The sequence below is a fragment of the Mycobacterium sp. IDUB_36 genome, assembly GCF_055419225.1.
Map to the genome: position 1 here is coordinate 973732 of NZ_JBVAXH010000001.1, position 26601 is coordinate 1000332.

At 67.0% G+C, this 26601-nt stretch carries 26 protein-coding genes; 10 read left to right on the forward strand and 16 right to left on the reverse strand.

Going from position 1 to position 26601, the window contains the following annotated elements:
• Window positions 1-2: 2 nt before the first annotated feature.
• Window positions 3-1592, forward strand: coding sequence for an NADH-quinone oxidoreductase subunit NuoN (gene nuoN / locus ACZYW1_RS04745; protein ID WP_463787679.1), 1590 nt, complete (start codon window positions 3-5; stop codon window positions 1590-1592).
• Window positions 1589-2386, forward strand: a complete 798-nt coding sequence (locus ACZYW1_RS04750) for an enoyl-CoA hydratase (protein WP_463783706.1) — start codon at window positions 1589-1591, stop codon at window positions 2384-2386. Before nuoN ends, ACZYW1_RS04750 begins: the two co-directional genes overlap by 4 nt.
• Here ACZYW1_RS04750 and ACZYW1_RS04755 read toward each other — a convergent pair.
• From ACZYW1_RS04755 to ACZYW1_RS04795, 9 genes are all read right to left on the reverse strand, one after another.
• Window positions 2359-3669 (reverse strand): FAD-dependent oxidoreductase, encoded by a 1311-nt coding sequence (locus ACZYW1_RS04755; protein WP_463783708.1) that lies wholly within the window; start codon window positions 3667-3669, stop codon window positions 2359-2361. The genes ACZYW1_RS04750 and ACZYW1_RS04755 overlap by 28 nt on opposite strands.
• Before the next feature lie 122 nt (window positions 3670-3791).
• Complete coding sequence (locus ACZYW1_RS04760) at window positions 3792-4043, reverse strand: three-helix bundle dimerization domain-containing protein (protein ID WP_463783709.1); 252 nt, start codon at window positions 4041-4043, stop codon at window positions 3792-3794.
• 43 nt (window positions 4044-4086) lie between these two features.
• Window positions 4087-4527, reverse strand: coding sequence for a hypothetical protein (locus ACZYW1_RS04765; protein ID WP_463783711.1), 441 nt, complete (start codon window positions 4525-4527; stop codon window positions 4087-4089).
• A gap of 20 nt (window positions 4528-4547) precedes the next feature.
• Window positions 4548-5792 (reverse strand): DUF58 domain-containing protein, encoded by a 1245-nt coding sequence (locus ACZYW1_RS04770; protein ID WP_463783712.1) that lies wholly within the window; start codon window positions 5790-5792, stop codon window positions 4548-4550.
• Between the two features lie 6 nt (window positions 5793-5798).
• Entirely contained in the window at window positions 5799-6743 is a 945-nt protein-coding gene (locus ACZYW1_RS04775) for an AAA family ATPase (RefSeq protein WP_463787680.1), read from the reverse strand.
• A gap of 46 nt (window positions 6744-6789) precedes the next feature.
• Window positions 6790-7272 (reverse strand): hypothetical protein, encoded by a 483-nt coding sequence (locus tag ACZYW1_RS04780; protein WP_463783715.1) that lies wholly within the window; start codon window positions 7270-7272, stop codon window positions 6790-6792.
• The gene (locus ACZYW1_RS04785; protein WP_463787681.1) at window positions 7269-8207 is read right to left on the reverse strand and encodes a DUF4129 domain-containing protein; all 939 of its coding nucleotides are present in this window, start codon (window positions 8205-8207) and stop codon (window positions 7269-7271) included. The genes ACZYW1_RS04780 and ACZYW1_RS04785 overlap by 4 nt, the downstream gene beginning before the upstream one ends.
• Before the next feature lie 76 nt (window positions 8208-8283).
• Complete coding sequence (locus ACZYW1_RS04790; RefSeq protein WP_463783716.1) at window positions 8284-8736, reverse strand: SRPBCC family protein; 453 nt, start codon at window positions 8734-8736, stop codon at window positions 8284-8286.
• A 16-nt stretch (window positions 8737-8752) separates the two neighbouring features.
• Window positions 8753-9424 carry a pyridoxamine 5'-phosphate oxidase family protein gene (locus ACZYW1_RS04795; protein WP_463783718.1) on the reverse strand — a complete coding sequence of 224 codons (672 nt, stop codon included), beginning with the start codon at window positions 9422-9424 and terminating at the stop codon, window positions 8753-8755.
• Window positions 9425-9462: 38 nt separating this feature from the next.
• Here ACZYW1_RS04795 and ACZYW1_RS04800 point away from each other — a divergent pair, with 38 nt between their 5' ends.
• Window positions 9463-10779 carry an aminotransferase class I/II-fold pyridoxal phosphate-dependent enzyme gene (locus ACZYW1_RS04800; protein WP_463783719.1) on the forward strand — a complete coding sequence of 439 codons (1317 nt, stop codon included), beginning with the start codon at window positions 9463-9465 and terminating at the stop codon, window positions 10777-10779.
• 43 nt (window positions 10780-10822) lie between these two features.
• On the opposite strand, the gene ACZYW1_RS04805 is transcribed toward ACZYW1_RS04800, so the two are convergent.
• Entirely contained in the window at window positions 10823-11692 is an 870-nt protein-coding gene (locus tag ACZYW1_RS04805; protein ID WP_463783721.1) for an SDR family NAD(P)-dependent oxidoreductase, read from the reverse strand.
• Window positions 11689-12309 carry a TetR/AcrR family transcriptional regulator gene (locus tag ACZYW1_RS04810; RefSeq protein ID WP_463783723.1) on the reverse strand — a complete coding sequence of 207 codons (621 nt, stop codon included), beginning with the start codon at window positions 12307-12309 and terminating at the stop codon, window positions 11689-11691. The genes ACZYW1_RS04805 and ACZYW1_RS04810 overlap by 4 nt, the downstream gene beginning before the upstream one ends.
• A gap of 45 nt (window positions 12310-12354) precedes the next feature.
• Here ACZYW1_RS04810 and ACZYW1_RS04815 point away from each other — a divergent pair, with 45 nt between their 5' ends.
• Both ACZYW1_RS04815 and ACZYW1_RS04820 read left to right on the forward strand, forming a co-directional pair.
• Window positions 12355-13491 (forward strand): phosphotransferase family protein, encoded by a 1137-nt coding sequence (locus ACZYW1_RS04815; protein ID WP_463783725.1) that lies wholly within the window; start codon window positions 12355-12357, stop codon window positions 13489-13491.
• Window positions 13491-14615: an Rv3169 family protein gene (locus ACZYW1_RS04820; RefSeq protein WP_463783726.1), complete on the forward strand. Its 1125-nt coding sequence runs from the start codon at window positions 13491-13493 to the stop codon at window positions 14613-14615. The genes ACZYW1_RS04815 and ACZYW1_RS04820 overlap by 1 nt, the downstream gene beginning before the upstream one ends.
• Here the strand turns inward: ACZYW1_RS04820 and ACZYW1_RS04825 are convergent.
• Window positions 14612-15604: a TIGR03617 family F420-dependent LLM class oxidoreductase gene (locus ACZYW1_RS04825; protein ID WP_463787683.1), complete on the reverse strand. Its 993-nt coding sequence runs from the start codon at window positions 15602-15604 to the stop codon at window positions 14612-14614. The genes ACZYW1_RS04820 and ACZYW1_RS04825 overlap by 4 nt on opposite strands.
• 112 nt (window positions 15605-15716) lie before the next feature.
• Here ACZYW1_RS04825 and ACZYW1_RS04830 point away from each other — a divergent pair, with 112 nt between their 5' ends.
• Window positions 15717-17084 (forward strand): flavin monoamine oxidase family protein, encoded by a 1368-nt coding sequence (locus ACZYW1_RS04830; protein WP_463783727.1) that lies wholly within the window; start codon window positions 15717-15719, stop codon window positions 17082-17084.
• On the opposite strand, the gene ACZYW1_RS04835 is transcribed toward ACZYW1_RS04830, so the two are convergent.
• Window positions 17058-18008, reverse strand: a complete 951-nt coding sequence (locus ACZYW1_RS04835; protein WP_463783729.1) for an alpha/beta fold hydrolase — start codon at window positions 18006-18008, stop codon at window positions 17058-17060. The two genes, ACZYW1_RS04830 and ACZYW1_RS04835, sit on opposite strands and share 27 nt — an antisense overlap.
• A 265-nt stretch (window positions 18009-18273) precedes the next feature.
• Here ACZYW1_RS04835 and aceA point away from each other — a divergent pair, with 265 nt between their 5' ends.
• Window positions 18274-20589 (forward strand): isocitrate lyase ICL2, encoded by a 2316-nt coding sequence (gene aceA / locus ACZYW1_RS04840; RefSeq protein ID WP_463783731.1) that lies wholly within the window; start codon window positions 18274-18276, stop codon window positions 20587-20589.
• An 11-nt stretch (window positions 20590-20600) separates the two neighbouring features.
• The gene (locus ACZYW1_RS04845) at window positions 20601-20909 is read left to right on the forward strand and encodes a hypothetical protein (protein ID WP_463783732.1); all 309 of its coding nucleotides are present in this window, start codon (window positions 20601-20603) and stop codon (window positions 20907-20909) included.
• On the opposite strand, the gene ACZYW1_RS04850 is transcribed toward ACZYW1_RS04845, so the two are convergent.
• Window positions 20906-21805: an NAD-dependent epimerase/dehydratase family protein gene (locus tag ACZYW1_RS04850; RefSeq protein ID WP_463783734.1), complete on the reverse strand. Its 900-nt coding sequence runs from the start codon at window positions 21803-21805 to the stop codon at window positions 20906-20908. The two genes, ACZYW1_RS04845 and ACZYW1_RS04850, sit on opposite strands and share 4 nt — an antisense overlap.
• A 157-nt stretch (window positions 21806-21962) precedes the next feature.
• Here ACZYW1_RS04850 and ACZYW1_RS04855 point away from each other — a divergent pair, with 157 nt between their 5' ends.
• Window positions 21963-22721, forward strand: coding sequence for an SDR family NAD(P)-dependent oxidoreductase (locus ACZYW1_RS04855; protein WP_463783737.1), 759 nt, complete (start codon window positions 21963-21965; stop codon window positions 22719-22721).
• A 6-nt stretch (window positions 22722-22727) separates the two neighbouring features.
• Here the strand turns inward: ACZYW1_RS04855 and ACZYW1_RS04860 are convergent, their stop codons facing one another.
• The gene (locus ACZYW1_RS04860; protein WP_463783738.1) at window positions 22728-24455 is read right to left on the reverse strand and encodes an acyl-CoA dehydrogenase family protein; all 1728 of its coding nucleotides are present in this window, start codon (window positions 24453-24455) and stop codon (window positions 22728-22730) included.
• Window positions 24456-24614: 159 nt separating this feature from the next.
• Between ACZYW1_RS04860 and ACZYW1_RS04865 the strand changes: the two genes are divergently transcribed.
• Window positions 24615-25142: a hypothetical protein gene (locus tag ACZYW1_RS04865; protein WP_463783739.1), complete on the forward strand. Its 528-nt coding sequence runs from the start codon at window positions 24615-24617 to the stop codon at window positions 25140-25142.
• 11 nt (window positions 25143-25153) lie between these two features.
• Here ACZYW1_RS04865 and ACZYW1_RS04870 read toward each other — a convergent pair whose 3' ends face one another.
• Window positions 25154-26599, reverse strand: coding sequence for an aldehyde dehydrogenase (locus ACZYW1_RS04870; RefSeq protein ID WP_463783741.1), 1446 nt, complete (start codon window positions 26597-26599; stop codon window positions 25154-25156).
• Window positions 26600-26601: the final 2 nt, after the last annotated feature.

The window sequence follows — 26601 nt, forward strand, 5'->3', positions numbered from 1 at the left end:
CGATGCCGACGCCCAGCGTCGAATACGGGATCCTGTCACCGATTTTCATCGTCTTCGGCGTGGCGATAGCCGGTGTCCTGATCGAGGCGTTCCTGCCCCGGCGGACCCGTTACGGCGCCCAGGTCCTGCTGGCGCTCGGTGGTCTGAGCGCGGCGATCGCCGCGGTGATCGTCGTCGCTCGTCAACTCGACCCGCCGGGCCGATTCGCGGTGCAGCACGCACTGGCCGTCGACGGGCCGACGCTGCTGCTCCAGGGTGCCGTTCTGCTGGTCGCTGTGCTGGCGATCTTCTTCTTCGCCGAGCGCTACAAGGGCGACAACGCGGCCGCCGGGCCGGGTGCCGCCACGGCCACCGCCCACGTGCCGGCCGGCTTGGACTCATTCACCCCGCAGGCATCGGCGGTGCCGGACAGCGCCGCCGAGCACGAGGCACAGCGGGTCGGCGCGAGCCAGACCGAGGTCTTCCCGCTGACGATGCTCGCCGTCGGCGGCATGCTGGTCTTCCCGGCGGCCAACGACTTGCTGACCATGTTCGTGGCGCTCGAAGTGTTGTCGCTTCCGCTGTACCTGCTGTGCGGGCTGGCCCGGCACCGCCGGCTGCTGTCTCAGGAAGCGGCGGTCAAATACTTTCTGCTGGGCGCATTTTCGTCTGCCTTCTTCCTCTACGGCGTCGCGCTGCTGTACGGCGCCACCGATACGCTGTCGCTGACCGGCATCGCCAAAGCCCTGGCCGTCGACCACAACCGCTCGCTGGCGTTGACCGGTGTCGCGCTGCTGTCGGTCGGGCTGCTGTTCAAGGTCGGCGCGGTTCCCTTCCACTCCTGGATCCCCGACGTCTACCAGGGCGCTCCGACTCCGATCACCGGATTCATGGCCGCCGCCACCAAGGTCGCGGCCTTCGGCGCACTGTTGCGCGTCGTCTATGTCGCGCTGCCGCCGCTGCACGATCAGTGGCGACCGGTGCTGTGGGCCATCGCGATCCTGACCATCGCGGTCGGTACCGTCACCGCGGTCACCCAGACGGACGTCAAACGGATGCTGGCGTATTCGTCGATCGCGCATGTCGGCTTCCTGCTCACCGGTGTGATCGCCGACAACCCGGTCGGCCTGGCAGCGACGATGTTCTACCTGGTCGCCTACAGCTTCAGCACGGTGGGCGCATTCGCAGTCGTCAGCCTGATTCGCAACGCGCACGGTGAAGAAGACGCCACCACCGCGCACTGGGCCGGGCTGGGTCAGCGTTATCCCGTTGTGGGCCTGCTGTTTTCGATGTTCCTGCTGGCTTTTGCCGGCATCCCGCTGACCAGTGGCTTCATCAGCAAGTTCGCGGTGTTCTCGGCCGCGGCCAAGGGCGGAGCGGTGCCGCTGGTCATCGTCGGTGTCATCGGCAGCGCGGTCGCCGCCTACTTCTACGTCCGCGTGATCGTGCTCATGTTCTTCACCGAACCGCACGCCGAGCCGGTCCACGTCGTGATGCCCAGCTTCTGGAGCAAGGCGGCCATCGCGATCTGCGCGGCGATCACCATCGGATTGGGCATCTTCCCGCAGCCACTGCTCGATCTCGCCCGACAGGCCGCTCAGTTCCTGACGTGACCTCGCCGCTGGTTCTCAGTGACGACACCGGCCCGGTCCGGGTGTTGACCATGAACCGGCCCGAGAAGCGAAACGCGTTGAGCCCCGACCTGATCGGTACGCTCTACGCCGCTCTCCGCGAAGCCGACGACGACCCGTCGGTGCGGGCAGTGGTGCTCACCGGTGCCGACCCGGCGTTCTGCGCCGGCGTCGATCTCAAGGAGGCCCAGCGGCTCGGCTCGGTCTACTTCGAGCAGTTTCAGAACCAGAGTTGTATCCGTCAAACCGGCGAGATGCGCACGCCGATCGTGGGCGCGGTGAACGGAGCGGTGTTCACCGGCGGGCTCGAAATGGCTTTGGGCTGCGACTTTCTCATCGCTTCCGAGCGGGCGGTGTTCGCCGACACCCACGCGCGCGTCGGGATCCTGCCCGGCGGCGGGATGACGGCGCGACTCCCCCAGGTGGTCGGGGCGGCGATGGCGCGGCGGCTGTCGATGACCGGTGAGGTGATCGACGCGACGCGAGCCGAGAAAATCGGCCTGGTCACCGAAGTGGTGCCGCACAGCCGACTGCTGGCCAGGGCGGTCGAACTGGCCGCTCAGATCGCCGAAGTACCGGCGCCGATCATGGCCGGCCTCAAGAAGATCTACGTGACCGGCGCTGCGCCGATCACCGATCCGGCGCTGGCCGCCGAGCAGGCCATCGCCGGTGCGCAGACCCTCGACCGCGACGCCCTCGAAGGTCGCTACGCCGAGATCAGCGAGCGCAACCGTCGCCAGATCCAGTCTCAGCCGGATGCCAGCAGCGGGCTGTAGTCGGTCGGCGGGTCGACGAGATTCATTGAGCGATAGAGCTTTTCGCTCATAGCCGGGCTGGTCTCCGCGGCTGACAGCATCGCCTCACGGAAGTCCAGCAGTTCCTTGGAAGGGACGTTCTCCGGATCACCGTTGTTCATGTAGCGATCGTTGAATTGGTTCGACGCCCACATCGGGCCGATGTGCTCCGCAGTCGCCGCGAAGAAGCGCCGGCTCACGTCGACGTCCGACTCGGCCAGGCAATCCTGCAGCGACTTCGCTTCAAGCGCAGCCACCGTCATGCCTTGGCCGTAAATCGGATTGGTGCTGCAGATGGCGTCGCCGAACACCAGGAAGCCCTCGGGGAACCGGTCCATCTTGTCGTAGCGCCGCCACGTCGCTCCCGGATAGCGGAACACCGAGATCTCGCTGATGGCCTGGCCCCGCTTCAGCGCCCGCAACAGCGCCGGCGGTGCGAATTGTGTTGCCATCCGGATCATTCCGGTGAGGTCTTCGGGTGGCTCGTTGTCCGCGACGCGGGTCAACGTGAATATCCAGGTGTCGTGCTCGTAGACCGAGAACGCCCCGCCTGTCGGCTTTGTCGGCTCAGGGACGACGAAGGTCATCTTCTCCTTGATGATGCCCTCGGGGATGCGCATCAGCAGGCTGGCGTAGTTGGCGGTGGTCTTCGACTTCTCGATCACCGGCCGTTCGTAGCCCAGGTCTTCCAGGAAGGCGGGCGTTCGGGCACCGCGGCCCATCGCATCGACCACCAGGTCGGCGTCCAGTCGCCGTTCGGCTTGGGTCTCACGGTTGGAGATGACCACGCCGGTGACGCGCTGCGGGGTGGGCGCGATCGGCGCGACGAACTCGTGGCCGTCGAGGATCTCCACGTTGGCGATGGCGCTGACCCGGCGTCTGACGTGCGCTTCCAGCAGCGGGCGGCTCAGCAGATGCAGCGTCACCGCGGACGGGTCACTGAATTTGCCCGCACGGCTCAGCTCGTGACCGGCCACCCGGATCGACACCCGCGACATGTCGCCGTCGTCGCAGATCGCCGCGCCGTCGGCGACGGTCTCGTCGTGAATGCCGGGAAACAGTCGGTCGAGCTCCTGAGCACCACGGCTCCAGAGCACATGGAAGTGCCGGCTTTGCGGAACGCCCCGCCGATGGTCGACGTCGTCGTGCAGCTGGTCGCGTTCGATCACCGTCACCGCGTCGTAAAAGTCGCTGAGCACGCGGGCGGCGAGTAGGCCGCCCATTCCCGCACCACAGACGACAGCCCGCTCCCCCAGCTTGCCCACCGAATCGCCCCCTCGCCGATAGCCTGTTCGCCGACTCACCGTACCGAGATGGTTAAAAGATTAGGCCGAAACCACAAATGCGAGCGGTGAATCATGGTCACCGCCAAGGACGACTGTGAAACTCAGACGCCGGCTGCGGTCATCTCTTCGAGAGCCACCGCTGCCAGGTCGGGCCGCAGCACACTCAGCTCCTCGAGCTCCTCGTCCGCGCGCCGCTGCACCAAAAGCGGAATGAAACCCCGAACCCGGCTGCCCTGAAACTGCGAGTACACGTGGCGCACGACGGCGGCCACCTGAGCTGTCGGAAGAGCGGCGTATTTCTCGGCGAGGCGACGCTCGACGTCGCTGATCAGCGCCCGCTCTTCTTGCGGCATCCCGACATTGTTGTCCCCAACTCAATGCGGGTCAAGATGTGCACTAGCCGTCCTCGTCCCGCAGAAATGGCCGGGTCGCGAGCAGGTAGATCGCGAACACGGCGAACGGCGCCAGCAACGGCAACCACGGCAATCGCAGCGGAAAAGCGGTCGCGGCCAGCCCGACCAGCGTGAAACCCAGCGCCGATATCAGGGTCGCCGGGCTCACCGAATCAAGACCCACACCGCTGCTCGCGCTGTGCCGAAGCACCAGGTAGACCACCGCTGCCAGGCCCGCCACCGCGGCGACGACGGCGGTGGGGCCGGAGACGGCGATCGTCGCCACGGTCAGCAGGACGGCGAGCGTGGCGAGGGCGCGGACCATCGTCGCCCCGGCCACGGCGAGCGCGGCGGCCACCGCGAGTGAACGCGCTGTTCCGTGTGTACCGACACCGGCGGCAGCCACCATCAAAAATCCGCACGCCGTCGACAGCAGGTATGCCACGACGACCGATCCGCGCCTCGTCACCGGCGCGCCGCCAGCCGTCGACGGCGATCGGGCACCGCTTGCATGGACTGGTCGAGGGTCCGGTCCGGCAGCCAGGGCACCACGTCGACGCCGACGGTGGCCATGTCGCGATACATCGCCGACCGCTGCAGGGCCCAGATCCGGGCCACCAGTGGATCTTGAGCAACGCGGAACGGGACACCCTGAAGCACGTCGACTGCGACAACGACGTGACCGCGACGCCGTAGGTCGATCAGCGCCAACGCGAACTCGGTGTCGAGCAGCGTCGAGAATCCGACGACGATCGCCCCCGACGGTATGGCCGCTCTTGGCGCCAATGTTCCTGTCGTGCTTTCGAATTCGTCACCCGCGCTCAGCACCGCGTCGAGTATGCGATAGAACTGCCGCTGGCCGATATCGGCACCGAGCCAGCGGGGCCGGTGGCCCCCGAGCGCGACGATGCCGGCCCGGTCGCCGTTGCGCAGCGCGGTCTGCACGACCTGAGCGGCGCCGCGGACAATCCGCTCGGTGGCCTCGGTCGCGGGCCCGGCGGGCTGCGGGTAGCCGTCGATCAATACCACTACGTCCGCGGAGCGGTCGGTCAGCCGCTGGGTCACGTGTAACCGCCCGCGGCGGGCGCTCACCGGCCAGTTGATCGTGCGCAGTTGATCACCCGGCACGTAGGTCCGGATGTCGGCGTACTCGACGCCGCGACCGAGGTGCCGGGTCAGGTGAGTGCCCAGCCGGTCCAGCAGTTCCGTCGGCGGCAGTGTCGTCGGCTGGGGCGGCGTCATCGGAAACACGATGACTTCGGCCGCGTCGACAGTCCCCGACCCGGCCAGCAGTCCGCCGTGCGCGACGACCTCGACCGAGGTGCGCACCGGGTAGCGGCCCCACCGTTGCGCACTGATGACCACCGTCTGGCGCTGCCCAGGTGTCGCCTCGAGCCTCAGGCCCGGCACCGACGACGCCGTCAGTCGCGTTGCGGTACCCGGTGTTTCAGTGCTGGTCCACAGCGTCAGCTGCATCTCCTCGGCTTCGAAGCAACGCTGCGAACCCGGTTCGGCATGGACGCTGACTCTCGGCAGGGGTCGTTGCCAGCTGACCGAGCACAGCACACCGAGAAGAGGAGCGGCGAAGGCGACCAGTTGCCAGCATGAACCGATCAGGCCGACAGCCAGGGCCAGCGCAGCGGAGGTGGCGATCGCCCGCGTCAATGACGATGCGCGCCAATGTAGCTCGAACTCCCGAACCTCGACCACACCGACCTACTGTGACCCACCGTGCGTTCGGGGCACCGGCAATCGCCGTAACAGTTCCCCGATGATGTCCGACCCCTGGATTTTTCGGACCCACATCTCCGGCCGCAACGTGATCCGGTGCGCGACCGCAGGCGGCGCAAGCGCTTTGATGTCTTCGGGGATCACGTAGTCACGGCCGAGCAGCAGGGCGCGGGCCCGCGCCAGCTGCACCAGATCGAGTTCCGCCCGGGGGCTTGCGCCGACCGCCACCTGGGGGTGGTGGCGGGTTGCGGCGGCCAGCGACACCACGTAGTTCAGCACGTCCTCATGCACGCTCACCTGTTCGACGGACTCGCGCATCGCCAGCAGATCATGGTGGTCCACAACCTGATTGACCGTCGGCTCGATCGATCCACGATCGAGGCGCCGCCGCAGCATCGACACCTCGTCGCGTTCGGAGAGGTAGCGCAACTCCAGGCGCACGGCGAAGCGGTCCAGCTGCGCCTCCGGCAGCGGGTAGGTGCCCTCGTACTCGATCGGGTTGTCGGTGGCCAACACGATGAACGGTTGCGGCAGCGGGTGCGTGACACCGTCGATGCTGACCTGACGCTCCGCCATCGCCTCCAGCAGCGCCGCCTGGGTCTTGGGTGGCGTGCGGTTGATCTCGTCGGCCAGCAGCAGGTTGGTGAAGATCGGGCCGGCACGGAAATCAAAACGGCCCGACTGCATGTCATAGACCGTCGAGCCGAGCAGATCCGCCGGCAACAGGTCGGGGGTGAACTGCACCCGGGTGAAATCCAGCCCGAGCGCAGCGGCGAAAGACCGCGCGATCAGTGTCTTACCGAGGCCCGGCAGGTCTTCGATCAGCACATGCCCGCTCGCGAGCACCGTGGTGAGAATCAGCGTGAGCGCCGCGCGCTTGCCCACCACCACCTGCTCGATCTCGTCGAGCACCGCGGTGGCGCGGGCCATCGTCGATTCCGCGGTCTCCGAGGTCATATCCGATATTTACCCCTTGTCATACCTGCTCAAGCCGCTCCAGGATTTCCTCCAGCATCGCCCGGCCCGGCCCGGGCTCGCCGGCCCCGGTGCGCGACACGTTGTTGGGGTCCACCCACGCCCACAGTTCCGGGCCGAAAAGCGTTCGCCCGGTGGCATCGAAAGCCACCGGATCCTTGGCCTGCTTCTGCCTGGCCGCCATCCCGAATCGTCGCGCCAGCATCGGGCGCAGATGCCGGTCCCAGTCGGCTCGGGTCGATTCCGACCGGTGGATCAGCGTCTCGGTCCGCGACAGCCAGCTGCGCAGCGTTTCCTCGAGGGCATTCGGGATCTCGGGCGGCGGCGACGGGACATCGCGACCGAGGACCTGCCGGACGTTGACCAACGCGAAGAGCGCCGCCACACCCGCCAGCCAGAGCACCAGGCGACGGTCGTGCAGCGACAGCGCGGTCAGCTCGGCACACAGCACGACCGAAACCCCGAGTGCGATCAGTCTTTTCACACCGAGCTCCGCATGTCGGCAAGCACCAGCTGTAGGACGTCGGCTGCACGGCCACGATGCGTCTCGGTCATCACGTGCGGACTGAACCGCGCCTCTTCGAAAAGGCTGACCAGTTCGGTCGCGGTGTCGATATGCAGCGCATCGTGTTCGACGGCGCGGGCCAAAACCTCTGTCGGAGTGTCGAAATCCTGCGGTGCGGCTCCGGGGAAACGCCCGAGCTCGCGCTCCATCGCCGCGTAACACGCGATGATCGCCTGGCGTGGTTCGCGATCGGGGTCTTCCACCTCGGCCAGGCCGCTCTCGGCTGCCCGAGCCAGCGAGCTGGTCGCCGGGGTGACGGGCGCCGGTTCACCGGGAGCCTGAGTCGCCGTGCCCGGCGGTCCGGCGGCCCGGCGTCGCCGGGAGACCACGGCGCTGGCGACGAGCATCACCAGTAGAGCCACCGTGCCGGCGATCAGATAATGCAGCACGTCGCGGTCGACCCCGCCGTCCTTGGATTCCGACGGTCGGACGGCCTCACCCGTCGGCGGAACGGCTGCTGACGGCGGGCGTGACGGCGGCTGATCGATCTGGTGCGGGCCGAGGTACCTCGCCAGCAGCCACAGCAGGACCAACCAGACCAGGAGCACTGCCGCGCCGATCAGCAGCACCCGCCAGGCGGGCCGGCCACTACTGCCGGCGAATCTCCTGGGCATCGGGCTGGCGCTGCTCGCCACCCGGCGCGGATCGCGCAGTCGGGCAATCAGCGCCGCGGCGACGATCGCCAGCGACAGACCGAGCAGGGCGGCGACGTAGATCAGCGATGCGCTGCTGTGGGGCGGCACCCGCTCGACGCGCTGAGCGCCGGGGAGGTAGCCGCGCAACGATGCGGCGATGGCAATCAACAGCACGATCACGGCGACCACGCGGCCAGTCGCCTTGTCCAAGATCGGCACACCACTCGACAAGTGCCCATCGTGGCATGGAAAAGAGGTCGACGGCCACCGATCGGTCAGTCCCGTCGGACGCGGCTCAGTCGGGCTCGGCGATGCGCGCCAGCCGGTCCAATGACGCCTGCAGCATGGCGCTCGTCGTGCTGCGGGCATGGACCACCCGTTTCGGGTCGGTCAACCGCGACCAGTCGTAGGTGTGCGTGACCCGGGTGCGGGTGTCGCTCACCGGGTCCAGCTCCCAGCGCCACAGATGTCCGGGCGGCCGCTGACCGACCTCGGACGGGGTCCAGGCGATGAGACGGCCCTCACTGAATTCGACGACTAGGTTCTCGCGTATTCCACCGTTGGTCAGCGTCATGGCGAAGCGGTCACCGATCGCTCGGACCCGTTGTCCACGTGCGGCATTGGCGAGGTTGTCGTTGCCGTCCCAACGCGGCTGCTGTTCCGGGTCGGCGATCAGCGCGAAGATCTCGTCGGCGGTGGCGGCAATCTCGCGGCTCGCGCTCACCACCCGCGGTGTGTCGTCGGACATAGCCCGATCCAAGCACTCAGCCTCGGCGGTAGTCCGCGAGGTAGGACGGCAGCGGGATGGCCGGATCGAGATCGTCGGCAGGAATCGGCGATCCCGGTTGCAGGGTGAGCGGGAGCACCCCGGCCCAGTGCGGCAGCGTGAGGTCTTCTTGGTCGTCGACCGGACCGCCGGTGCGCACCTTGGCCGAGACCTCCACGAGGTCGAGAGCGAGCACGGCCGTCGCCGCGAGCTCGCGGGCGCTGGGCGGCCTGCTGTCGGCGGATCGACCGGACGCCACGTGATCGACGACGGCCGCCAGGGCACGCCGCTTTTCCTCGACGTCACGGACCAACCGGGCGTTGCCGATTGCGACCACCGATCGGTACTCCAGCGAATGGTGCATCCCCGAGCGGGCCAGAACCAGCCCGTCGACCAGCGTCACGGTGACGCACACCGGTAATCCGCCGGGCGCACCGGCGGCCGCCAGCATCGGTCCGCTGCCGGTCGATCCGTGCAGGTAGAGCGTCTCGTCCAGGCGAGCGTGCAGCGTCGGCAGCACCATCGGGTCGGCGTCACCGACGACGCCCACGTGGCAGATCAGCGCCTCGTCGAGGATGCCGTGGACGGTGGCGCGGTCGTATCGGGCGCGTTCGCGGTACCGGGTGGGCACGGTGCGCGCCGTGGGGGCGTAAGCCTGGTCCGCCGTCATGGTTGCCCTCGCTTTTGCACTAGTACATACTAGATTATGTGCCAGAACAATACATCATCCAGGGAACCGGCGCCGAGTCGATTGCGTCTGACGTCGAAACGGCGATATCGACTGGCGCTATGGGGCCTGGTGCCGAACTGCCATCGATCCGCGATCTGGCCGCGGACCTCGGCGTGAACCCGAACACGGTGGCCGCCGCCTATCGCCTGCTACGTGAACGCGGTGCCGTCGAGACCGCCGGCCGACGCGGTACCCGGGTGCGCGATCGCCCGGCGACCAGTCCCCGCTCGCTGCGCGGCATCTCCGTCCCTCCGGGAGCGCGCGACCTGTCCACCGGCAATCCGGACCCGGCCCGGTTACCGGTTGCCCGGTCGAGCTCCCGCCGGAAAACACCTGTGCTGTACGGGGATCCGCCGATCTCGGCGGAAGTCGGCGAATACGCGGGTGTCTCGCTGACCGCCGACGGCATCCCGGCGGACCACATCGCCGTGACAGCAGGAGCTCTGGACGGCATCGAACGCGTGCTCAACGCCCGACTGCGGCCGGGCGACCGGGTGGCGGTCGAAGACCCGGGATGGGCAAACCTGTTGGATCTGCTGGCTGCGATGGGGTTTTCCGCCGAGCCGATGCGGGTGGACGACGACGGGCCACTGACCGCGGAGGTAGATCGGGTACTGCGGCGCGGCGTGCGGGCAATCGTGCTGACCAGCCGCGCCCAAAATCCCACCGGCGCCGCGATATCGGTCGAACGTGCGAAGTCTCTGCGTTCGCTGCTCGTCGACCACGACGACGTGTTGCTGATCGAGGACGACCACTGCGCCGGTATCGCCGGGGTGCCATTGCAGTCGCTGGCCGGCACCACCCGCCACTGGGCATTCGTGCGTTCGGCCGCCAAGGCTTACGGCCCCGATCTGCGATTGGCGATACTGGCCGGTGACCAGCGCACGATCGAGCGGGTGAACGGGCGACTACGCCTGGGTCCCGGCTGGATCAGCCACGTCTTGCAGGACTTGGCGGTCAGCCTGTGGGCCGACGAGGCCGCCACCCGGACCGTGCACGACGCCGAAGTCGCGTACGCCCGCAACCGCGAGCTGCTGGTCGCAGCGTTGTCCGATCGCGGCGTGCCGTCGCACGGCCGGTCCGGCCTCAACGTCTGGATACCGGTTGCCGACGAAACAGTGTCCATCACAGCACTATTGACCGCGGGCTGGGCAGCGGCCGCAGGCGCGCGCTTTCGGATCGACAGTCGACCGGGAATGCGGATCACCATCTCGGGGCTCGACACCGCCGACGTCGACGCGCTGGCCGACGCGGTTGCCGATGCGGTGCGCACCGTCGGTCGCGGAAGCGTGTAGTGCAGACCGCCCGCGACGTTCCCGGCCCGCCGGACGTGGCGGCCTACAACCCGAACGCGCCGAAGCTGCCGTCCAGCACCTGCAGATGACCGATCGTCCGGCCGGTGACCACCGTCGGATCAACCAGAACCAGCTCGGCGGCTGCCCGGGCGAACTCCTCCGCGGTCGACACCTCGTCGAACTCGCGGGCGTAGAACGAAAGCCCTGGCGTCATAATCGCTTTCGACGGCGACAGCGCATTGACTGCAATGTTGTGCGGTGCCAGATCGTATGCGGCGCAGGAGGTCAGGTGCTCCAGTGCGGCTTTCGATCCGCCATAGCCGGGTAGCACGCCGGCACCGCGATCGGAATACGGTCCGTCGCCCGGAAGCCGGGAGGCGACCGAGCTGATGTTGATGATCGAGCCGACGCCCGCACTCATCATGTCTGGAGCGACCAGCTGGATCAGCTCATACGTGGCGAACACCGCGATCTCGAAGTGTCGGCGGTACGCGCTCAGCGGCGTGCCGAGCACCGGTGGGAAGTCCGCTTTCACTCCACCTCGTTGCACCGTCACGGGCTTGGCGCGGGCCTGGTCTCCCGGCCTGGGCGGACGACCCGGCGCGGTGAATGCCGCATTGTTCACCAGTATCGTGATCGGGCCCAGCGCATCTCGTGCTTCACCGACCAGCCGGGCGATGTCGTCGCGGTCGAGCAGGTCGGCCCGGATCGCCTGGGCGCGGCCGCCGGCCGCCTCGATGTCCGCGACCGTCTGCCCGATGGTGCCGGGAAGCCTTTCGTCCCAGACACTTTCGGTGCGCCCGACAACGGCGACAGCTGCGCCGTCGGCTGCCAGCGCCAGCGCGATTTCGCGACCCAGGCCTCGGCTCGCGCCGGTGACGATCGCCGACCGCCCGTCCAGTCGTCCTGTCACCGGCCCGACCCTACCTCTCGGGTCACCCCGTGCACGAGGATCGCGGTGGTCTGGTCCACCCAGGCGTCATCGAGCGGTTCGTCGGGGCTCAACAGCATGCGCAACAACGTGGACCCGCCGATCAATTCGATCAGCCGCTCCGGATCGACGTCCGGATGCACCTCGCCGCGGTCGACCGCTTCGCTGAGTCGCACCTGCACCGTCGTGAACAAACCCGCGAACCGCGACATCACCCGGGCGTTCAACTCCGGGTCGGCACTCATGTCGGCGACCAGACCGGGCAACGCGGCACGGACCACCGGGGTGGTGAACACGTCGCGGGCGGCCGCGATCATGGCCCGCAGATCGGCGGCCATGCCCCGGGTCGGACCGACCAGCGCCGTCGGCGCGACCGGGAACGCGGCCTCGTGCACCAACTCGGCCTTGCTCGACCACCGCCGATACAACGCCGTCTTCGTCGTGCCGGCCCGCTCGGCGACCGCGGCCAACGTCAGATTCGAATATCCAATTTGCACAAGCAGATCCGCGGTCGCCGTCAATATGGCAGCGTCGATACGCGGGTCCCGGGGCCGTCCGGCACCTGAAACCTTGTCAACCGCGGATGGGTCTGCTTTCATAACGCTACCCACCGTATCGTAATTGCCTCATGAAGGAGGCGCCCTGTGCCCAATGAACCCGTCCTCGACCAGGTCGACCGGCTCCAGCGTTCGAGCCGCGACGTGACGACCCTGCCGGCGGTGATGTCGAAATGGCTGTCCACCGTCCTGCCTGGCGGGGCAACACCACAGGTCACGGTCGAAAGCGGCATCGACTCGACCGGCATGTCCTCGGAGACCATCATTCTGACCGCCCGCTGGGACTCCGACGGTGAGCCGGTCGAACAGAAGTTGGTGGCCCGCGTCGCGCCGACCGCCGAGGACGTCCAGGTGTTCCCGACGTATCGCCTCGACCACCAATTCGACGTCATCCGCAAGGTCGGCGAGCTGACCGACGTGCCTGTACCGCGGGTGCGCTGGCTGGAATCCACCGGAGAAGTACTGGGAACGCCGTTCTTTCTGATGGACTACGTCGACGGCGAGGTCCCGCCCGATGTCATGCCCTACACCTTCGGTGGCAACTGGTTCGCCGATGCGCCCGTCGAACGCCAGCGTGAACTGCAGGACGCGACCGTGGGTGTGCTGGCCTCACTGCACGCAATTCCGAACGCCGACAAGACTTTCGGATTCCTGGCCGACGGCCAGCACGGTGACACCGCGCTGCGACGCCATGTCAACTGGGTGAGGTCGTGGTACGACTTCGCGGTACCCGATATCGGTCGATCGCCGTTGCTCGAGCGGACCTTCACCTGGCTGGAGGACAACTGGCCGCAGGACGCCGACACGAACGAACCGGTGCTGCTGTGGGGTGATGCGCGTGTGGGCAACGTGCTCTACCGCGACTTCCAGCCGGTGGCCGTGCTCGACTGGGAAATGGTGACACTCGGCCCGCGCGAGCTCGACGTCGCGTGGATGATCTTCGCTCACATGGTCTTTCAAGAACTGGCCGGCCTGGCGACCTTGGACGGCCTGCCGCAGGTGTTGCGCGAGGAGGATGTCCGCGCCACCTATCAGCAGCTCACCGGCGTTGACCTCGGCGAGCTGCATTGGTTCTACGTGTACTCCGGGGTGATGTGGGCGTGCGTGTTCATGCGCACCGGTGCGCGCCGAGTCCACTTCGGCGAGACCGAGAAACCCGACAGCGTCGAGTCGTTGTTCTACCACTCAGGGCTGATGAAGCGTTTGATCGGAGAGGATCACTGATGCCGCACTCACTGGGCCCGCTCGACGAATTCCCGGTCCACCAGGTCCCGCAGCCCATCGCGTGGCCCGGTTCCTCGGACCGGAACTTCTACGATCGCTCCTACTTCAACGCCCACGACCGCACCGGGGACATCTTCGTCATCAGCGGCATCGGGTACTACCCCAACCTCGGGGTGAAAGACGCATTCCTGCTGATCCGACGCGGAGATTCCCAGACCGCCGTGCACCTGTCCGACGCGATCGACCAGGACCGGTTGAACCAGAACGTCAACGGCTACCGGGTCGACGTCATCGATCCACTGCACAAACTGCGGATCGTGCTCGACGAAACCGAGGGCATTGCAGCCGATCTCACCTGGGAAGGGCTGTTCGATGTCGTCCAGGAGCAGCCGCACCTGATGCGCTCCGGCAACCGGGTGACGCTGGACGCGCAACGCTTCGCCCAACTCGGCAGTTGGAGCGGTCGAATCGTGGTGGACGGCAAGGAAATTGTGGTCGACCCGGCCACCTGGATCGGTAGTCGTGACCGGTCCTGGGGCATCCGGCCGGTTGGCGAGGCCGAACCGGCCGGACGTCCGGCCGACCCGCCGTTCGAGGGCATGTGGTGGCTGTATGCGCCGATGGCGTTCGAGCAGTTCACCATCGTGTTGATCATCCAGGAGGAGCCCAACGGGTTCCGCTCGCTCAACGACTGCACCCGGATCTGGCGCGACGGCCGCGTCGAACAGCTGGGCTGGCCACGGGTGAAGATCCATTACCGTTCGGGTACAAGGATTCCCACCGGCGCGACAATCGATGCGACGGCACCGGACGGCACACCGGTGCACTTCGATGTCGAGTCCAAGCTGCCGGTGCCGATTCACGTCGGCGGCGGCTACGGCGGCGACTCCGACTGGCTGCACGGCATGTGGAAAGGCGAGAAGTTCGTCGAGAGGCTGACGTACGACATGACCGATCCGGCGATCATCGGCCGGTCAGGTTTCGGAGTCATCGACCACGTCGGGCGTGCGGTATGCCGCGACGGCGACGCGGAGCCGGTTGAGGGTTGGGGCCTCTACGAGCACGGCGCACTGGGTCGACATGACCCGTCGGGCTTCACGGACTGGCTGACGGTTGCGCCCTAACGCAATTCGTCGATGATCGCCGCCAGCGTCTGCAGACCGAGCGGCGCAGCCTGGTAGAGGCAGACGGTGTCGGCCACGCCGTCGACCCGGTCCCGGATGTGCCGGGCGACGTCGGCAGGAGACCCGCAGGCGGCGATCGTGTGCAGGACCTCGTCGTCGATCAACCCGCCCATCTCCTCCCAACGCCCCTGCTTGGACAGCGCATTGAGTTCGGGCTGCAGATCCTGCCAGCCGTGGGCTGCCAGCACCGGTTGGTAGGCCGGCGTCGATCCGTAGAACGCCAGCAGCGCCCGCGTCCGGGCGTGCGCCGCTTCGAGTTCGGCGTCGGTGTCACCTGCCGAGACGATGATCTCGGGCAGCACGGTGAAATCCTGGCGGCCCGCCGCCGCCAGCCCCTCCCGCACTCTCGGCATGGTGTGCTCCTGAAGATATCGCTTCGAGCCGAAGGGCATCACCAGGAGACCGTCGGCGTGCTGCGCAACAGCGGTTGTCAGCCGCGGCCCGAGCGCTCCGACGTAGATCGGCGGCGGACCATGCGGATTCGGTCCCGGGTTGAAGGTCGGCGTCATCAAGGTGTGCCGGTAGTAGTCGCCGCGAAAGTCCAACCGCTCCCCGGAATTCCAGGCCGCGAAGATCGCCCGCAGCGCCGCGATGAGCTCGGTCATCCGGGCCACCGGTTTGTCGAATTCGGCGCCGAAGCGCTTTTCGATCTGCGCACGGATCTGTGTTCCCAATCCGAGGATGAACCGGCCCGAGCTCAGCAGCTGGTGGTCGTTGGCCTGATGGGCCAGGTGAATCGGATTGCGCGGGAACGCAATAGCCACATTCGTCATCAAGTCCAGGTCGGGCACGGTCGCGGCCAGCGTCAGCGGCGCAAAGACGTCGTGCGGCCCCTCGAACGTCGCGACGCCGGTGGCTCCCGCATCGCGCAGCTCCCGAGCCCGCTCCGCCGCGTCGGCCAGTCCGTATAGAGCTGTGAAGACTTTCAGGGATCCGCCTTCCGACATCGCGGGCGGTGTCAACGGGCGCCGTCCGCCTGCGGGGTGAGTTGGGCCGTCGAACGCTGACACTACCCAGCATCGATGGGGTTGACTGAGGGGCATGCCTGACACGAACTGGACTGTCGATGTCGTCGTCGTGGGAGCTGGTTTCGCCGGACTCACGGCCGCCCGCGAGCTCAATCAGCGCGGCCACGACGTCTTGGTGCTGGAGGGTCGCGACCGGGTCGGCGGCCGGTCCTACACCGGCCACGTCGCCGGCATCCCGGTCGACATGGGCGGCACCTTCGTCGGCCCGACCCAGGACGCCGTGCTCAAGCTTGCCGCGGACCTGGGCATCACCACCGTCCCGACCTATGACGACGGGGCCAATCTGATCCGGTGGCGCGGCGCGGTGCGCTCCTACCGCGGCACCATCCCGCGGTTGTCGCTGGGCGGTCTGCTCGATCTCGGCCGCGTGCGTTGGCAATTCGAACGCATCGCGCGGACCGTCCCGCTGACCGAGCCGTGGACGGCGCGGCGCGCCGCCCGGCTGGACAGTCAATCGCTGGGTCAGTGGTTGCGGTCGGTGCGCGCCGGCAGCACCACCCGTGACCTGTTGGCGATCATGGCGCGGGTGACGTGGGGTTGCGAGCCCGACGACGTGTCGATGCTGCACGCGGCCCGCTACGCCCGCGCGGCCGGTGGCCTGGACCGGATGCTGGACGTCGAAAACGGAGCGCAGCAGGATCGCTTCGCCGCGGGCACGCAGCACATCGCCGACACCGCGGCCGCCGAACTCGGTGACCGGGTGGTGTTGGAGGCCCCCGTACGACGCATCGACTACCGTGCCGACGGAGTCACCGTCATCAGCGAAAAAGGCCGGGCTGCAGCAAGATTCGTCGTCGTAGCCGTCCCCCCGGAGCACTGGGACGCCATCGAGTTCAGCCCGGCGCTGCCGGCCGAGCACCGACAACTGCCACAGCTATGGCCCCAAGGCCGGCTGAGCAAGGCCTACGTCGCCTACCCCACGCCGTTCTGGCGCGACAAAGGACTGTCGGGCGAATCGCTCTCCGACACCGGTCCGGTGTTCATCACCTTCGATGTCAGCCCCCAGCCCGAAGGGCCGGGAATTCTGCTGGGATTCGTCGACTCCCGCGAGTTCGACCAGCTACCGGACGAGCAGCGTCGGGAACGGGCACTGGAGTGCTTCGCGGCCCTGTTCGGCGAGGAAGCGCGCACGCCACTCGACTACGCCGATCATCGTTGGGGCGCCGAGGAATTCGCACCTGGCGGACCGACCGCCGCGGTACCGCCGGGTTCGTGGACCCGCTTCGGTCCGCTGCTGCGGCGCCCGGTCGGCCCGATTCACTGGGCCGGTACCGAGACCGCCGACGAGTGGACCGGATTCCTCGACGGTGCGGTGCGTTCCGGGCAGCGGGCCGCCGCCGAGGTCGCCGCCGGGCTACAGAGCGCGTCGCAGCGTCACTGACTCCGCGAGTGCGCGCAGTTCCCGGTTGACCTCCATCGGCCGTTCCAGCATCGAGCAGTGGCCTCCGGGCAGCTCCACCAGGCCGACCAAATTCGGTGCAGCAGCGGCGATCCGGCGGGATTGGACCAACGGTGTCAGCCGGTCGCGCTGACTGGCGATCACCAGGGTGGGCACGGTCAGGCCCCTGAGGTCGATGTGCTTGCGGCCCATGGCATCTACGAGCGCCTTGCCGCAGCCGCCGCGACCGGCCGGCGAGGTAGCGCTGAACAGCTCGTTGATCAGCGCGCCGACCGCCCGGTCGGCGTCTGCCCCAACCGCGAGCATCGAGATCATCTGGTGGCTGACGCGACGGGCCAGCGGCGGGACCGCGAACGAGCCGAACGTGCCGATCAAGGCGCGTCCGCCCAAGATCCGCGCGGCCGCCAGCGGCGCCGGCACCCCCAGTAACTGCACCTCGCGCAGCAGGTCGCCGGTGGTGGTGTTGATCAGTGCGACGGCGTCGGCACGCGACGCGACCTTGTGCCGGTACTGGTCGGACCAGGCGGCGATGGCCATCCCGCCCATCGAATGCCCCGCGACGAGGGCACGTTCACCCGGCGCCAGCGTGGCGTCGAGGACCGCGTCGACGTCGGCCGCGAGGTGACTGAGGCTGTAGCCGCCACGCTTCGGGGTACCGCTACGCCCGTGGCCACGGTGGTCGAATGCGATCACCCGGTATTCGCGTGCCAGGTCCGCGATCTGATAGGTCCACGCGCGAATCGCACAGGTGATGCCGTGCGCGAGGACGATCGGATAGCCGTTGTCGGGGCCGAATATTTCGGTGTGCAGGCGAGTCCCGTCGGCGGACCGCACCTCGGCAATGCGACTGGGAGGAAGATCCACCGCCAGAGCGGCGCGTTTGCGGGTCGACAGCAAAGTACTCATGGGCGCTCCCGTCGGATGCGGCGTCGTTGCCGCGTTCGCAGAGTGTATCGGTCCGGACTACCCCGCCGTGGCCGGAAAATAACCCTGGCGACATTTTCTTCTGCTCGGCTCTCGACGATCCGGAGCGGCCAGACCGCGTCGGCGGTCAGCGCGCTGCGGCCATGTGCAGCAGAGATCTGATTTCGAGACGTCCCGGCGCGCAGCGGCCATAGACTCGGGCGATCGGGCTGAAATCGTGGACGCAGAATCGGAGAGCGGAGAAATCATGAGCACCATCGAGGCGGATGCAAAGACGCAGACACCGTCCGAGCCGGACTCGCAGCGGAGCGCATTCGAACGCGACGTCGCCGCGACGCAGGCCTATCTGGACAGTCCCCGCTTCGACGGCATCACCCGGCTCTACTCCGCGCGCCAGGTCGTCGAGCAGCGCGGCACCATCCCGTCGGACTACATCGTCGCCCGCGAAGCCGCCGAGGCTTTCTACCCGCGGCTGCGCGAGCTGTTCGCTCAGAAGAAGAGCATCACCACCTTCGGCCCCTACTCGCCCGGGCAAGCCGTGACGATGAAGCGAATGGGGATCGAGGGCATCTACCTCGGTGGGTGGGCGACCTCCGCCAAAGGCTCGATCAGCGAGGATCCCGGACCCGACCTGGCCAGCTATCCACTCAGCCAGGTGCCCGACGAGGCCGCGGGCCTGGTCCGCGCGCTGTTGACCGCCGATCGCAACCAGCAGTACCTGCGACTGCGAATGAGCGAGGCGCAACGCGAACGGACGCCGGCGGTCGACTACCGGCCCTTCATCATCGCCGACGCGGACACCGGCCACGGTGGCGATCCGCACGTTCGCAACCTGGTCAAACGTTTCGTCGAGGCGGGCGTGCCGGGATATCACATCGAAGACCAGCGGCCCGGCACCAAGAAGTGTGGCCACCAGGGCGGCAAGGTGCTGGTGCCGTCGGACGAACAGATCAAGCGTCTCAACACCGCCCGCTTCCAGCTCGACATCATGCGGGTACCGGGCATCATCGTCGCGCGCACCGACGCCGAGGCGGCCAACCTGCTCGACAGCCGCGCCGACGAACGTGACCAACCGTTCCTGCTCGGCACGACGAACCTGAAGATCCCGTCGTACAAGTCGTGTTTCCTGGCGATGGTCCGCCGCTTCTACGAGTCCGGTTTCACAGAGCTCAACGGCCACCTGCTCTACGCGCTGCCCGACGCGCAGTACGCCACCGCCGACGCCTGGCTGGAGCGCAACGGCATCGTCGAGCTGATCACCAAGGCCGCCGGCACACCGGATCACGCGCAGGAATCGATCGACGCCGTGTTCGACGAGATCGAGTCGAAATTCGTCGACGCCTGGCAGCTCGACGCAGGCCTGATGACCTACGGCGAGGCCGTTGCCGAACTGCTCGAATTCAACGCCAACGACGGCGAATCCATTGACATGAGCGCCGACGAGTGGCGGGCGTTCGCCCAGCGGGCTCCGCTCTACACCGCCCAGCAGAAGGCGAAGGAGTTGGGCGTCAACGTGTCCTGGGACTGCGAGCTGGCCAAGACACCGGAGGGCTACTACCAAATCCGGGGCGGCATCCCCTACGCGATCGCCAAATCCCTTGCCGCCGCACCATTTGCCGATCTGCTCTGGATGGAGACCAAGACGGCAGATCTTGTCGACGCCCGCGAATTCGCCGAGGCGATCCATGCGCAGTTCCCCGACCAGATGCTGGCCTACAACCTCTCGCCGTCGTTCAACTGGGACACCACCGGCATGACCGATGACGAGATGCGGGCGTTTCCCGAGGAACTCGGCAAGATGGGCTTCGTCTTCAACTTCATCACCTACGGCGGCCATCAGATCGACGGTGTGGCGTCCGAGGAGTTCGCGACCTCGCTGCGCCAAGAAGGCATGCTCGCGCTGGCTCGCCTGCAGCGCAAGATGCGACTGGTCGAATCGCCTTACCGCACACCGCAAACGCTGGTCGGTGGACCGCGCAGCGATGCCGCGCTCGCCGCTTCGTCCGGTCGGACCGCGACCACGAAGTCGATGGGTGAAGGGTCCACACAGCATCAGCACCTGGTCCAGACCGAGGTGCCCAAGAAGCTGCTCGAGGAGTGGCTGGCGCTGTGGGGCGACCACTACAAGATCGGCGAGACGCTGACGGTACGGCTGCGCCCGCGCCGGGCCGGCTCGGACGTACTGGATCTGGGCATCTACGGCGACAACGCCGACGAGCCGCTCGCCAATGTCGTCGTCGACCCGATCAAGGACCGGCACGGGCGCAACATCCTCACGGTGCGCGACCAGAACACGTTCGCCGAGAAGATGCGGCAGAAGCGGTTGATGGACGTCATCCACCTGTGGCTGATCCACCGGTTCAAGCCGGAGATCGTGTACTACGTGACGCCGACCGAGGACAACATCTATCAGACCGAGAAGATGAAGTCGCACGGCATTTTCAGCAACGTGTATCAGGAGGTCGGTGAGATCATCGTCGCCGACGTGAACCAGCCGCGTATCGACGAGTTGCTGGCATCCGATCGTGAGGCGCTGAAAAAGCTGATCGCCAAACAGGATTGAGTTCTGCTGAGGTGACCGGCAGGCCGGCCATTCCCTTCCTGAAGCCGACGGCTCAGGAATGGGGGAAGGTGTTCGGTGTCAGCCTGGTGGTGGTCTACCTGTTGTCGATCCCGTTGACCTGGTTCTTCATTCAGCAATCAGGTATGGGCTTCAAGAGGGGCGACAATCTTTCGGCCGGCGACGTGCTCGGTGGCATCCTGATGCTCTGCCTGTTGTGGGCGCCGCCGACCTGCCTATACCTGTCGTGGGCGTTGATTCCGTTGGCCGCGCTCGGCGCCTTCATGACGGCCGGCATTCGCAAGGGTCGCCTCAGGGGCTAGCCGACCAACTCGGGGTGGAACTTCGTCGCCATACGGCGAAGACCGTCCTGCCAGTCGACCGTTCCGGCACCGACCAACTCGTGCATGCGGGACGCGTCGGTCGGATTGCCGCGCAACGCCTGCGGGCTCTCCTCGAACACCGGATCCTTGCCGACCAGCGAGCCGAGGTAGCGGCACCAGTCCTGCAGGCTGACCGTCTGCTCGCCGCACCAGTTGACGGTGGTTGCCGGAACCGATGCGGCAGCGAGCAGCTTGGGGATGGTCGCGATGATGTCGTCTTCGTGAATTGGGTTGTAGCTGGCCGGAATTCCAGCCGGCACCGGGATCGGGATGCCGGCGAGCATCATCTCCATGTGGTAGAACGGCCAACCCCCGTTGTCACCGTAGGGAACGTTGAGCCGGGCGATGACGGTCGGCACCCCGAGCGCTCGCGCCATGCTCCGGGCGACCACCTCGCCGGCGATCTTGGAGATGGAATAAGTGGGAAACAGCGGTTTGTGGTTGTCGCCCAGTGCGGATCGCTCCGTTCGGGGCTCGTCGTCCGGCGGGTCGTAGACAGCCGCCGAGGAACAGTGCAGGAACCCCTTGGCACTGCGACAGTGCGCCATCAGCAGGCCGACCGATTCGGCATTGGCGCCCAGATCCTTGTCCCAGTCACCACTTTTCGCCACCGCCAGATTGAGCACGTAGTCGAAATCTGAAGGCAGACCGTCGAACTCCCCGGCAGCGAGGTTGACCTGCTCGCATCGAACCCCGGCGTCCTCCAGAGCCGTGCGAGCCGCCGCATTGGTGAACCGCGCGATGCCCCACACCTCGTTGTCTTCGGCCAGAGCTCGAGCAACTGGACTTGCGACCTGTCCGGTCGGGCCGGTGATCAGGATCTTGGCACCACGCACGGGTCCCTCCTCAGTCAGGTCGTCGACGGGATCGTACTGCCGCGACCCTCCGCCGCAACGGCTGTACCGCGAAACCCGCGGCCCGCTTCGGAACAAAGATGTACACCGGTCGGTTTACCAAGGTTGAAAGCACTCGCAACCCGAAGGAGTCAGCGCCATGTCAACCGTCCTCGTCACGGGAGCCGGTCGCGGGATCGGCCGCGCCATCACCGAAGAATTCATCCGGCGTGGTCACCACGTCATCGGCACCGCCCGCAACACCGACTCGCTCGATGGTCTCGACTTGGCCCAGCGGCTGGCGCTCGACGTCACCGACGATGCCAGCGTCACCGCCGCATTCGCAGCTGCCGGTGATGTCGACATCGTCGTCATCAATCCCGCCGACATCTTTTACGCGGCGGTGGAAGCCATCCCACTGGACGAGCTGCAGCGACTGTTCAACCTGAACACCGTCGGCGCACTGCGCGTCGCGCAGGCCGCGCTACCCGGCATGCGGGCACGTGGTGAAGGCAAGCTGCTGTTCATGTCCAGCATCGCCGGACGCATCGCACTGACACCGGGAGCCGCTTACGGAGCCACCAAGTGGGCATTGGAGGGTCTCGTCGAAGCCCTCGCGATCGAGGTTGCCCCGTTCGGCGTCCAGGCAGGCCTGCTCGAGCCCGGCGCGGTGAGCTCCGGCGCGCTCGACGACGTGAAGACCTACACCCTGCCCGACGATCCGTATGCCGAGCTGCTCACCGAAGGCGCCGCATTCGAGGGGATGATCACCCCGCAGCAGGTGGCCGCCGAGGTCGCCGATGCTGCCGAGAAGCCGCAGCTTCCGCTTCGGATTCCGATCGGTGACGCCGCCCGCGCGGTGCTGGCAGCGCGCCGAGCCGCCCCCGACGACGTCCCGTTCGTGCCGACTGCCGGCTAGGGCCGGCTAGGGCCGCATTTCGTAAGCGCCGTCGTAGGCCCTGACCTGCTCCCACACCCGATCGAATCGGCCGGAGTCGATCACGGGCCTACGCACGGCGGCCAGCGCCCAATCCTGTTGCGCGGACGTCGAACTCGACTTCCCGTGCAGTGTGACCGCGTACTGGGAGAAGTCCCGGATCTGGACCTCGAAGATCTGGTCCACCAGGTCGGCATCCAGGCCGATCAGGTCCGCCTGCTCGAGGATCAACTGGCCGTAGACGACCAGCGTGAACAGGTGGCCGACCACGAGCAGGAAGTCGAGATCCTTCATCTGCTCCGGACTGGGCGCGGCGGTCACGAGCAAATCCTTGAGAGCCGAGGCCTGTTCAAAGAAGAGCGCGACGTTCGGGACATTCGCGTGCTGCTGGTAAACCCTTGTCCAGTCGGCGAATTGCACTTTCGACGCGCCGCGGGCCGGGCCCTGCGCCCAGAAGAAGGTGTCGTCGGCCGGGTCGGTGCGAGTGCCGATCTCCGGATACTCGGCGGGGTTGAGCATGTAGTTGGGCATGAACTTCAAGATCTGCGCGACGTTGACGTGCACGGTGCCCTCCAGCCGCGGTAGGGCGCCGATCAGACGGGCGACTTCGCTGAAGTAGGTGTTCTTCTCGAATCCTTTGGCGGCCAACACGTCCCACAACAACGTGACCACGGTTTCGCCTTCCGACGTCACCTTGGACTTGGTCACCGGGTTGAACAGTAGGTAGCGACGGTCATCGAGGCTGGCGCTGCGGAAGTAGTCGATCGCGCGATCGCTGAAGAGTTTCATCGCGATCACCCGCGCGTAGGCCTCGACGAAACTGGCCTGCACGTGCGGGAAGTCGGTGACCGGGTTGCCGTAGAGGATGCGGTTGTTGGCATGCGTGATCGCTTCATAGAAAGCGTGCTCGCACATGCCGATCGAACCCGAGCACAGATTGAACTTGCCGACGTTGACGGTGTTGAGCGCGGCCGAGAACGCCTCCGGACCGGTGCACAAGATGTCTTCCTCGTGCACCGGGTAGTCGTTGAGCCGGAAGTTGCTGACGAACATCTGGCCGTGCACCACATTGCCGATGAGTTCGTAGTTCTCGTGCGCACTGTCGGCGACGAACCACACGTAGCCGTCGGCGCCGTCGATGTCGGTGCGGCGCGAGAACACCGAGACCATGCCCGCGACGTTGCCGTTACCGATGTAGTACTTCTCCCCCGACGCGCGGAAGACGACACCCTCGTCGTCGTCTTCGGCGGGCGTCAGCAACAGGTCGGTGTTGTAGATGTCGGCACCGTGCTCGCGCTCGGAGAGTGCGAACGCCATCACCCCGCCGGCCTCCAACTGCGCGGCGGCCCGCTCCTTGGCCTTGATGTTGTCGCTCTGCCAAATCGGCCCGAGGCCGAGAATCGTCACCTGCTCGGCGTACCAGTACGACAGCCCGTAGAACCCGAAGATCTCGCTGAGCGCCGCGTTGCGGGAAGTGTCCCACCGCTTGTTGGGATCACCGCCGCCATACTCCGACGGGGTGAGGAACGTCGCGAAGACCTTTTCCTGCTTGATGAAGTCCAGGAAGTCCGACACCCACGTCGCCTCGAGGTCGTCCCGCAGAAGCGTCACCTTGCCGCGGTCCTCGAACCAGTCGATCACGGCGCGCAACTGGCGTCGGGTCTCCGGGTCGAAATGCGACGGGTCGTAGGCGTTCGGATCAAACAGCAGTCCCATGGGCGTCGAATCTAGCTCCACGACGATGCACCCCGCCAGCGACCTGATGAGGAAGGAAGCGATCGGATCGACCTGGGCGGATCTCGAGAAGCTAACGATTGCACCATCACGCGGCGTGGGGGCGCGATCCTGCTGGTCACCCGTGTTTTCGTGGAACCCATGTCCTCCTATTCGGCTTGCACCCGACGCATTGCTGTCGCTGCAGCGGCCTGCGGGACGCTGCTCACCATCGGCACGCCCCTGGCCGCCGCCGACCCAACCACCGACGCACTCGGCTTCCTCGACTCCAGTGCCCGATGCACCGCACCCAATACGGCTGTCGCGTTCGGCAGCACGGCGAACTCACGGGTCGCGATCTGCAAGAGCCCGGCCGGCCAGTTCGGCTACCACGGCGTCCGGGTCAGCGACGGTGCGAAGTTGATCGCCTCCGCTACTGCCGACGCCGACGGCAGCTACGTCGCCAAGCAGGACGGCGTCACCTACACGGTGACGTCGAACGCGCTGGTGGTCAGCGACGCCACCGGGGTGATCCGCCGCGAGCCGATGACGTCATTCCACGGCCCCAAAACTGTGCCGTCTCCGGCGGGCACGGCGCAGACACCGGCCGTCAAGCCGCCGGCGCCGACCGCCAGCGCAACCGCGCCGTTGCCGCCGCCGCTACCGGCCGAGGTCGGCGGAAAGCGCTAGTCCAGTTCCGACTAGCCGGCGACCGAAATCGACTGGCTCACGGTGTAACTGTCGATTCCTTCGACCCCGAGCTCGCGACCGTAGCCGCTGTTCTTGACGCCACCGAAGGGCGCCGCGGGATCCATGATGTAGCCCTCGTTGACACCGAACGTGCCGGACCGCACCCGGGTAGCGACCCCGATCCCGCGATCGGCGTCTGCGGTGAACACCGACCCGGCCAGCCCGTACTCGGTGTCGTTCGCGATCCGGATTGCCTCGTCCTCGTCGCGGTAGGAGATGACGGTCAGCACCGGGCCGAAGATCTCCTCGCGCGCGATCCGCATGTCGTTGTCGGCCCCGCTGAACAGCGTCGGGCGCACGTACCAACCGGTGTCCAGCCCGTCGGGCATCTCCGCCCCGCCGACCACCAGACGCGCACCCTCGCTGGTGCCCGATTCGATGTAGCCGCGGACGCGCTCCTGCTGGCGCTCGGCCACCAGCGGACCGACCGCGGTGTTGGGATCCGCGGGATCACCCACCGGCATCGACTCCATCGCTGCGGCCAGCGCATCGACGAACTCCGCCTCGCGGGCCGCCGGGACCAGGATTCGGCTGAGCGCGTTACACACCTGGCCGCTGTTGGCCAGGCTGGCCATCTGGATTCCGGCTGCCACCGCCGCCGGGTCGGCATCGTCGAGCACGATGGCCGCCGACTTGCCGCCCAGTTCGAGACTGACCTGCTTCAACCCCTGCGCGCAGGCCAGCGCGACCTGACGCCCGGCGGCGGTGGAACCGGTGAACGACACCTTGTCCACGCCGTCGTGGCTCACCAGTTGCTCGCCGACCTCACGGCCGCCAGGCACCACGTTCAGCACCCCAGGTGGTAAGTCAGCTTCGGCAACCAGGTCGGCGAACAGCTGCGCGTCGAGAACGGACTCCGGTGCCGGCTTGAGCACCACCGAACATCCGGCGAGCAGCGCCGGCACGATCTTCGCGACGGTGAGGAATTGCGGCATGTTCCACGGCACGATCGCGGCGACGACACCCACCGGTTGCTTGATAATCCGAATGTCCTTGCCGTACAAGCCAGGACGATCCTGCTGCCAGTGGTAATCAGCGGCGATGCCGCAGAACGCCGACATCATCGTCAGAGGCAGCCGGACCTGTGCCATCTTCGCGAAGCTGATCGGCGCACCGATCTCGGCTGAGATGAGCGACGCCATGTCGGCGCGGCGTTCTTTGTAGACGGCCGCCAGGCGCCCGATCGCCTCGATCCGCTCGAAGGGCTGCATCCGCGGCCACGGGCCGGAGTCGAATGCCGCGCGCGCCGCCTGCACGGCACGTTCCACGTCGGCCGGTCCCGCGCATGCTGCCCGGCCGATCTCGGTGCCGCTGTGTGGAGATATCACGGTGATGACGGAATCGCCTTGCGGCGCAGACCACTTACCGTCGATGAAGAGTTGATCCCTCTGGTACATCC

What these genes read in the sequence shown, in the direction of transcription:
- nuoN (WP_463787679.1), top strand. Translation starts at nt 3, where the DNA reads ATGCCGACGCCCAGCGTCGAATACGGGATCCTGTCACCGATTTTCATC.
- ACZYW1_RS04760 (WP_463783709.1), bottom strand. Translation starts at nt 4,043, where the DNA reads ATGCCGCAAGAAGAGCGGGCGCTGATCAGCGACGTCGAGCGTCGCCTC.
- ACZYW1_RS04775 (WP_463787680.1), bottom strand. Translation starts at nt 6,743, where the DNA reads ATGGCCCGCGCCACCGCGGTGCTCGACGAGATCGAGCAGGTGGTGGTG.
- ACZYW1_RS04790 (WP_463783716.1), bottom strand. Translation starts at nt 8,736, where the DNA reads ATGTCCGACGACACACCGCGGGTGGTGAGCGCGAGCCGCGAGATTGCC.
- ACZYW1_RS04795 (WP_463783718.1), bottom strand. Translation starts at nt 9,424, where the DNA reads ATGACGGCGGACCAGGCTTACGCCCCCACGGCGCGCACCGTGCCCACC.
- ACZYW1_RS04810 (WP_463783723.1), bottom strand. Translation starts at nt 12,309, where the DNA reads ATGAAAGCAGACCCATCCGCGGTTGACAAGGTTTCAGGTGCCGGACGG.
- ACZYW1_RS04820 (WP_463783726.1), top strand. Translation starts at nt 13,491, where the DNA reads ATGCCGCACTCACTGGGCCCGCTCGACGAATTCCCGGTCCACCAGGTC.
- ACZYW1_RS04830 (WP_463783727.1), top strand. Translation starts at nt 15,717, where the DNA reads ATGCCTGACACGAACTGGACTGTCGATGTCGTCGTCGTGGGAGCTGGT.
- ACZYW1_RS04835 (WP_463783729.1), bottom strand. Translation starts at nt 18,008, where the DNA reads ATGAGTACTTTGCTGTCGACCCGCAAACGCGCCGCTCTGGCGGTGGAT.
- aceA (WP_463783731.1), top strand. Translation starts at nt 18,274, where the DNA reads ATGAGCACCATCGAGGCGGATGCAAAGACGCAGACACCGTCCGAGCCG.
- ACZYW1_RS04855 (WP_463783737.1), top strand. Translation starts at nt 21,963, where the DNA reads ATGTCAACCGTCCTCGTCACGGGAGCCGGTCGCGGGATCGGCCGCGCC.
- ACZYW1_RS04860 (WP_463783738.1), bottom strand. Translation starts at nt 24,455, where the DNA reads ATGGGACTGCTGTTTGATCCGAACGCCTACGACCCGTCGCATTTCGAC.
- ACZYW1_RS04865 (WP_463783739.1), top strand. Translation starts at nt 24,615, where the DNA reads ATGTCCTCCTATTCGGCTTGCACCCGACGCATTGCTGTCGCTGCAGCG.
- ACZYW1_RS04870 (WP_463783741.1), bottom strand. Translation starts at nt 26,599, where the DNA reads ATGTACCAGAGGGATCAACTCTTCATCGACGGTAAGTGGTCTGCGCCG.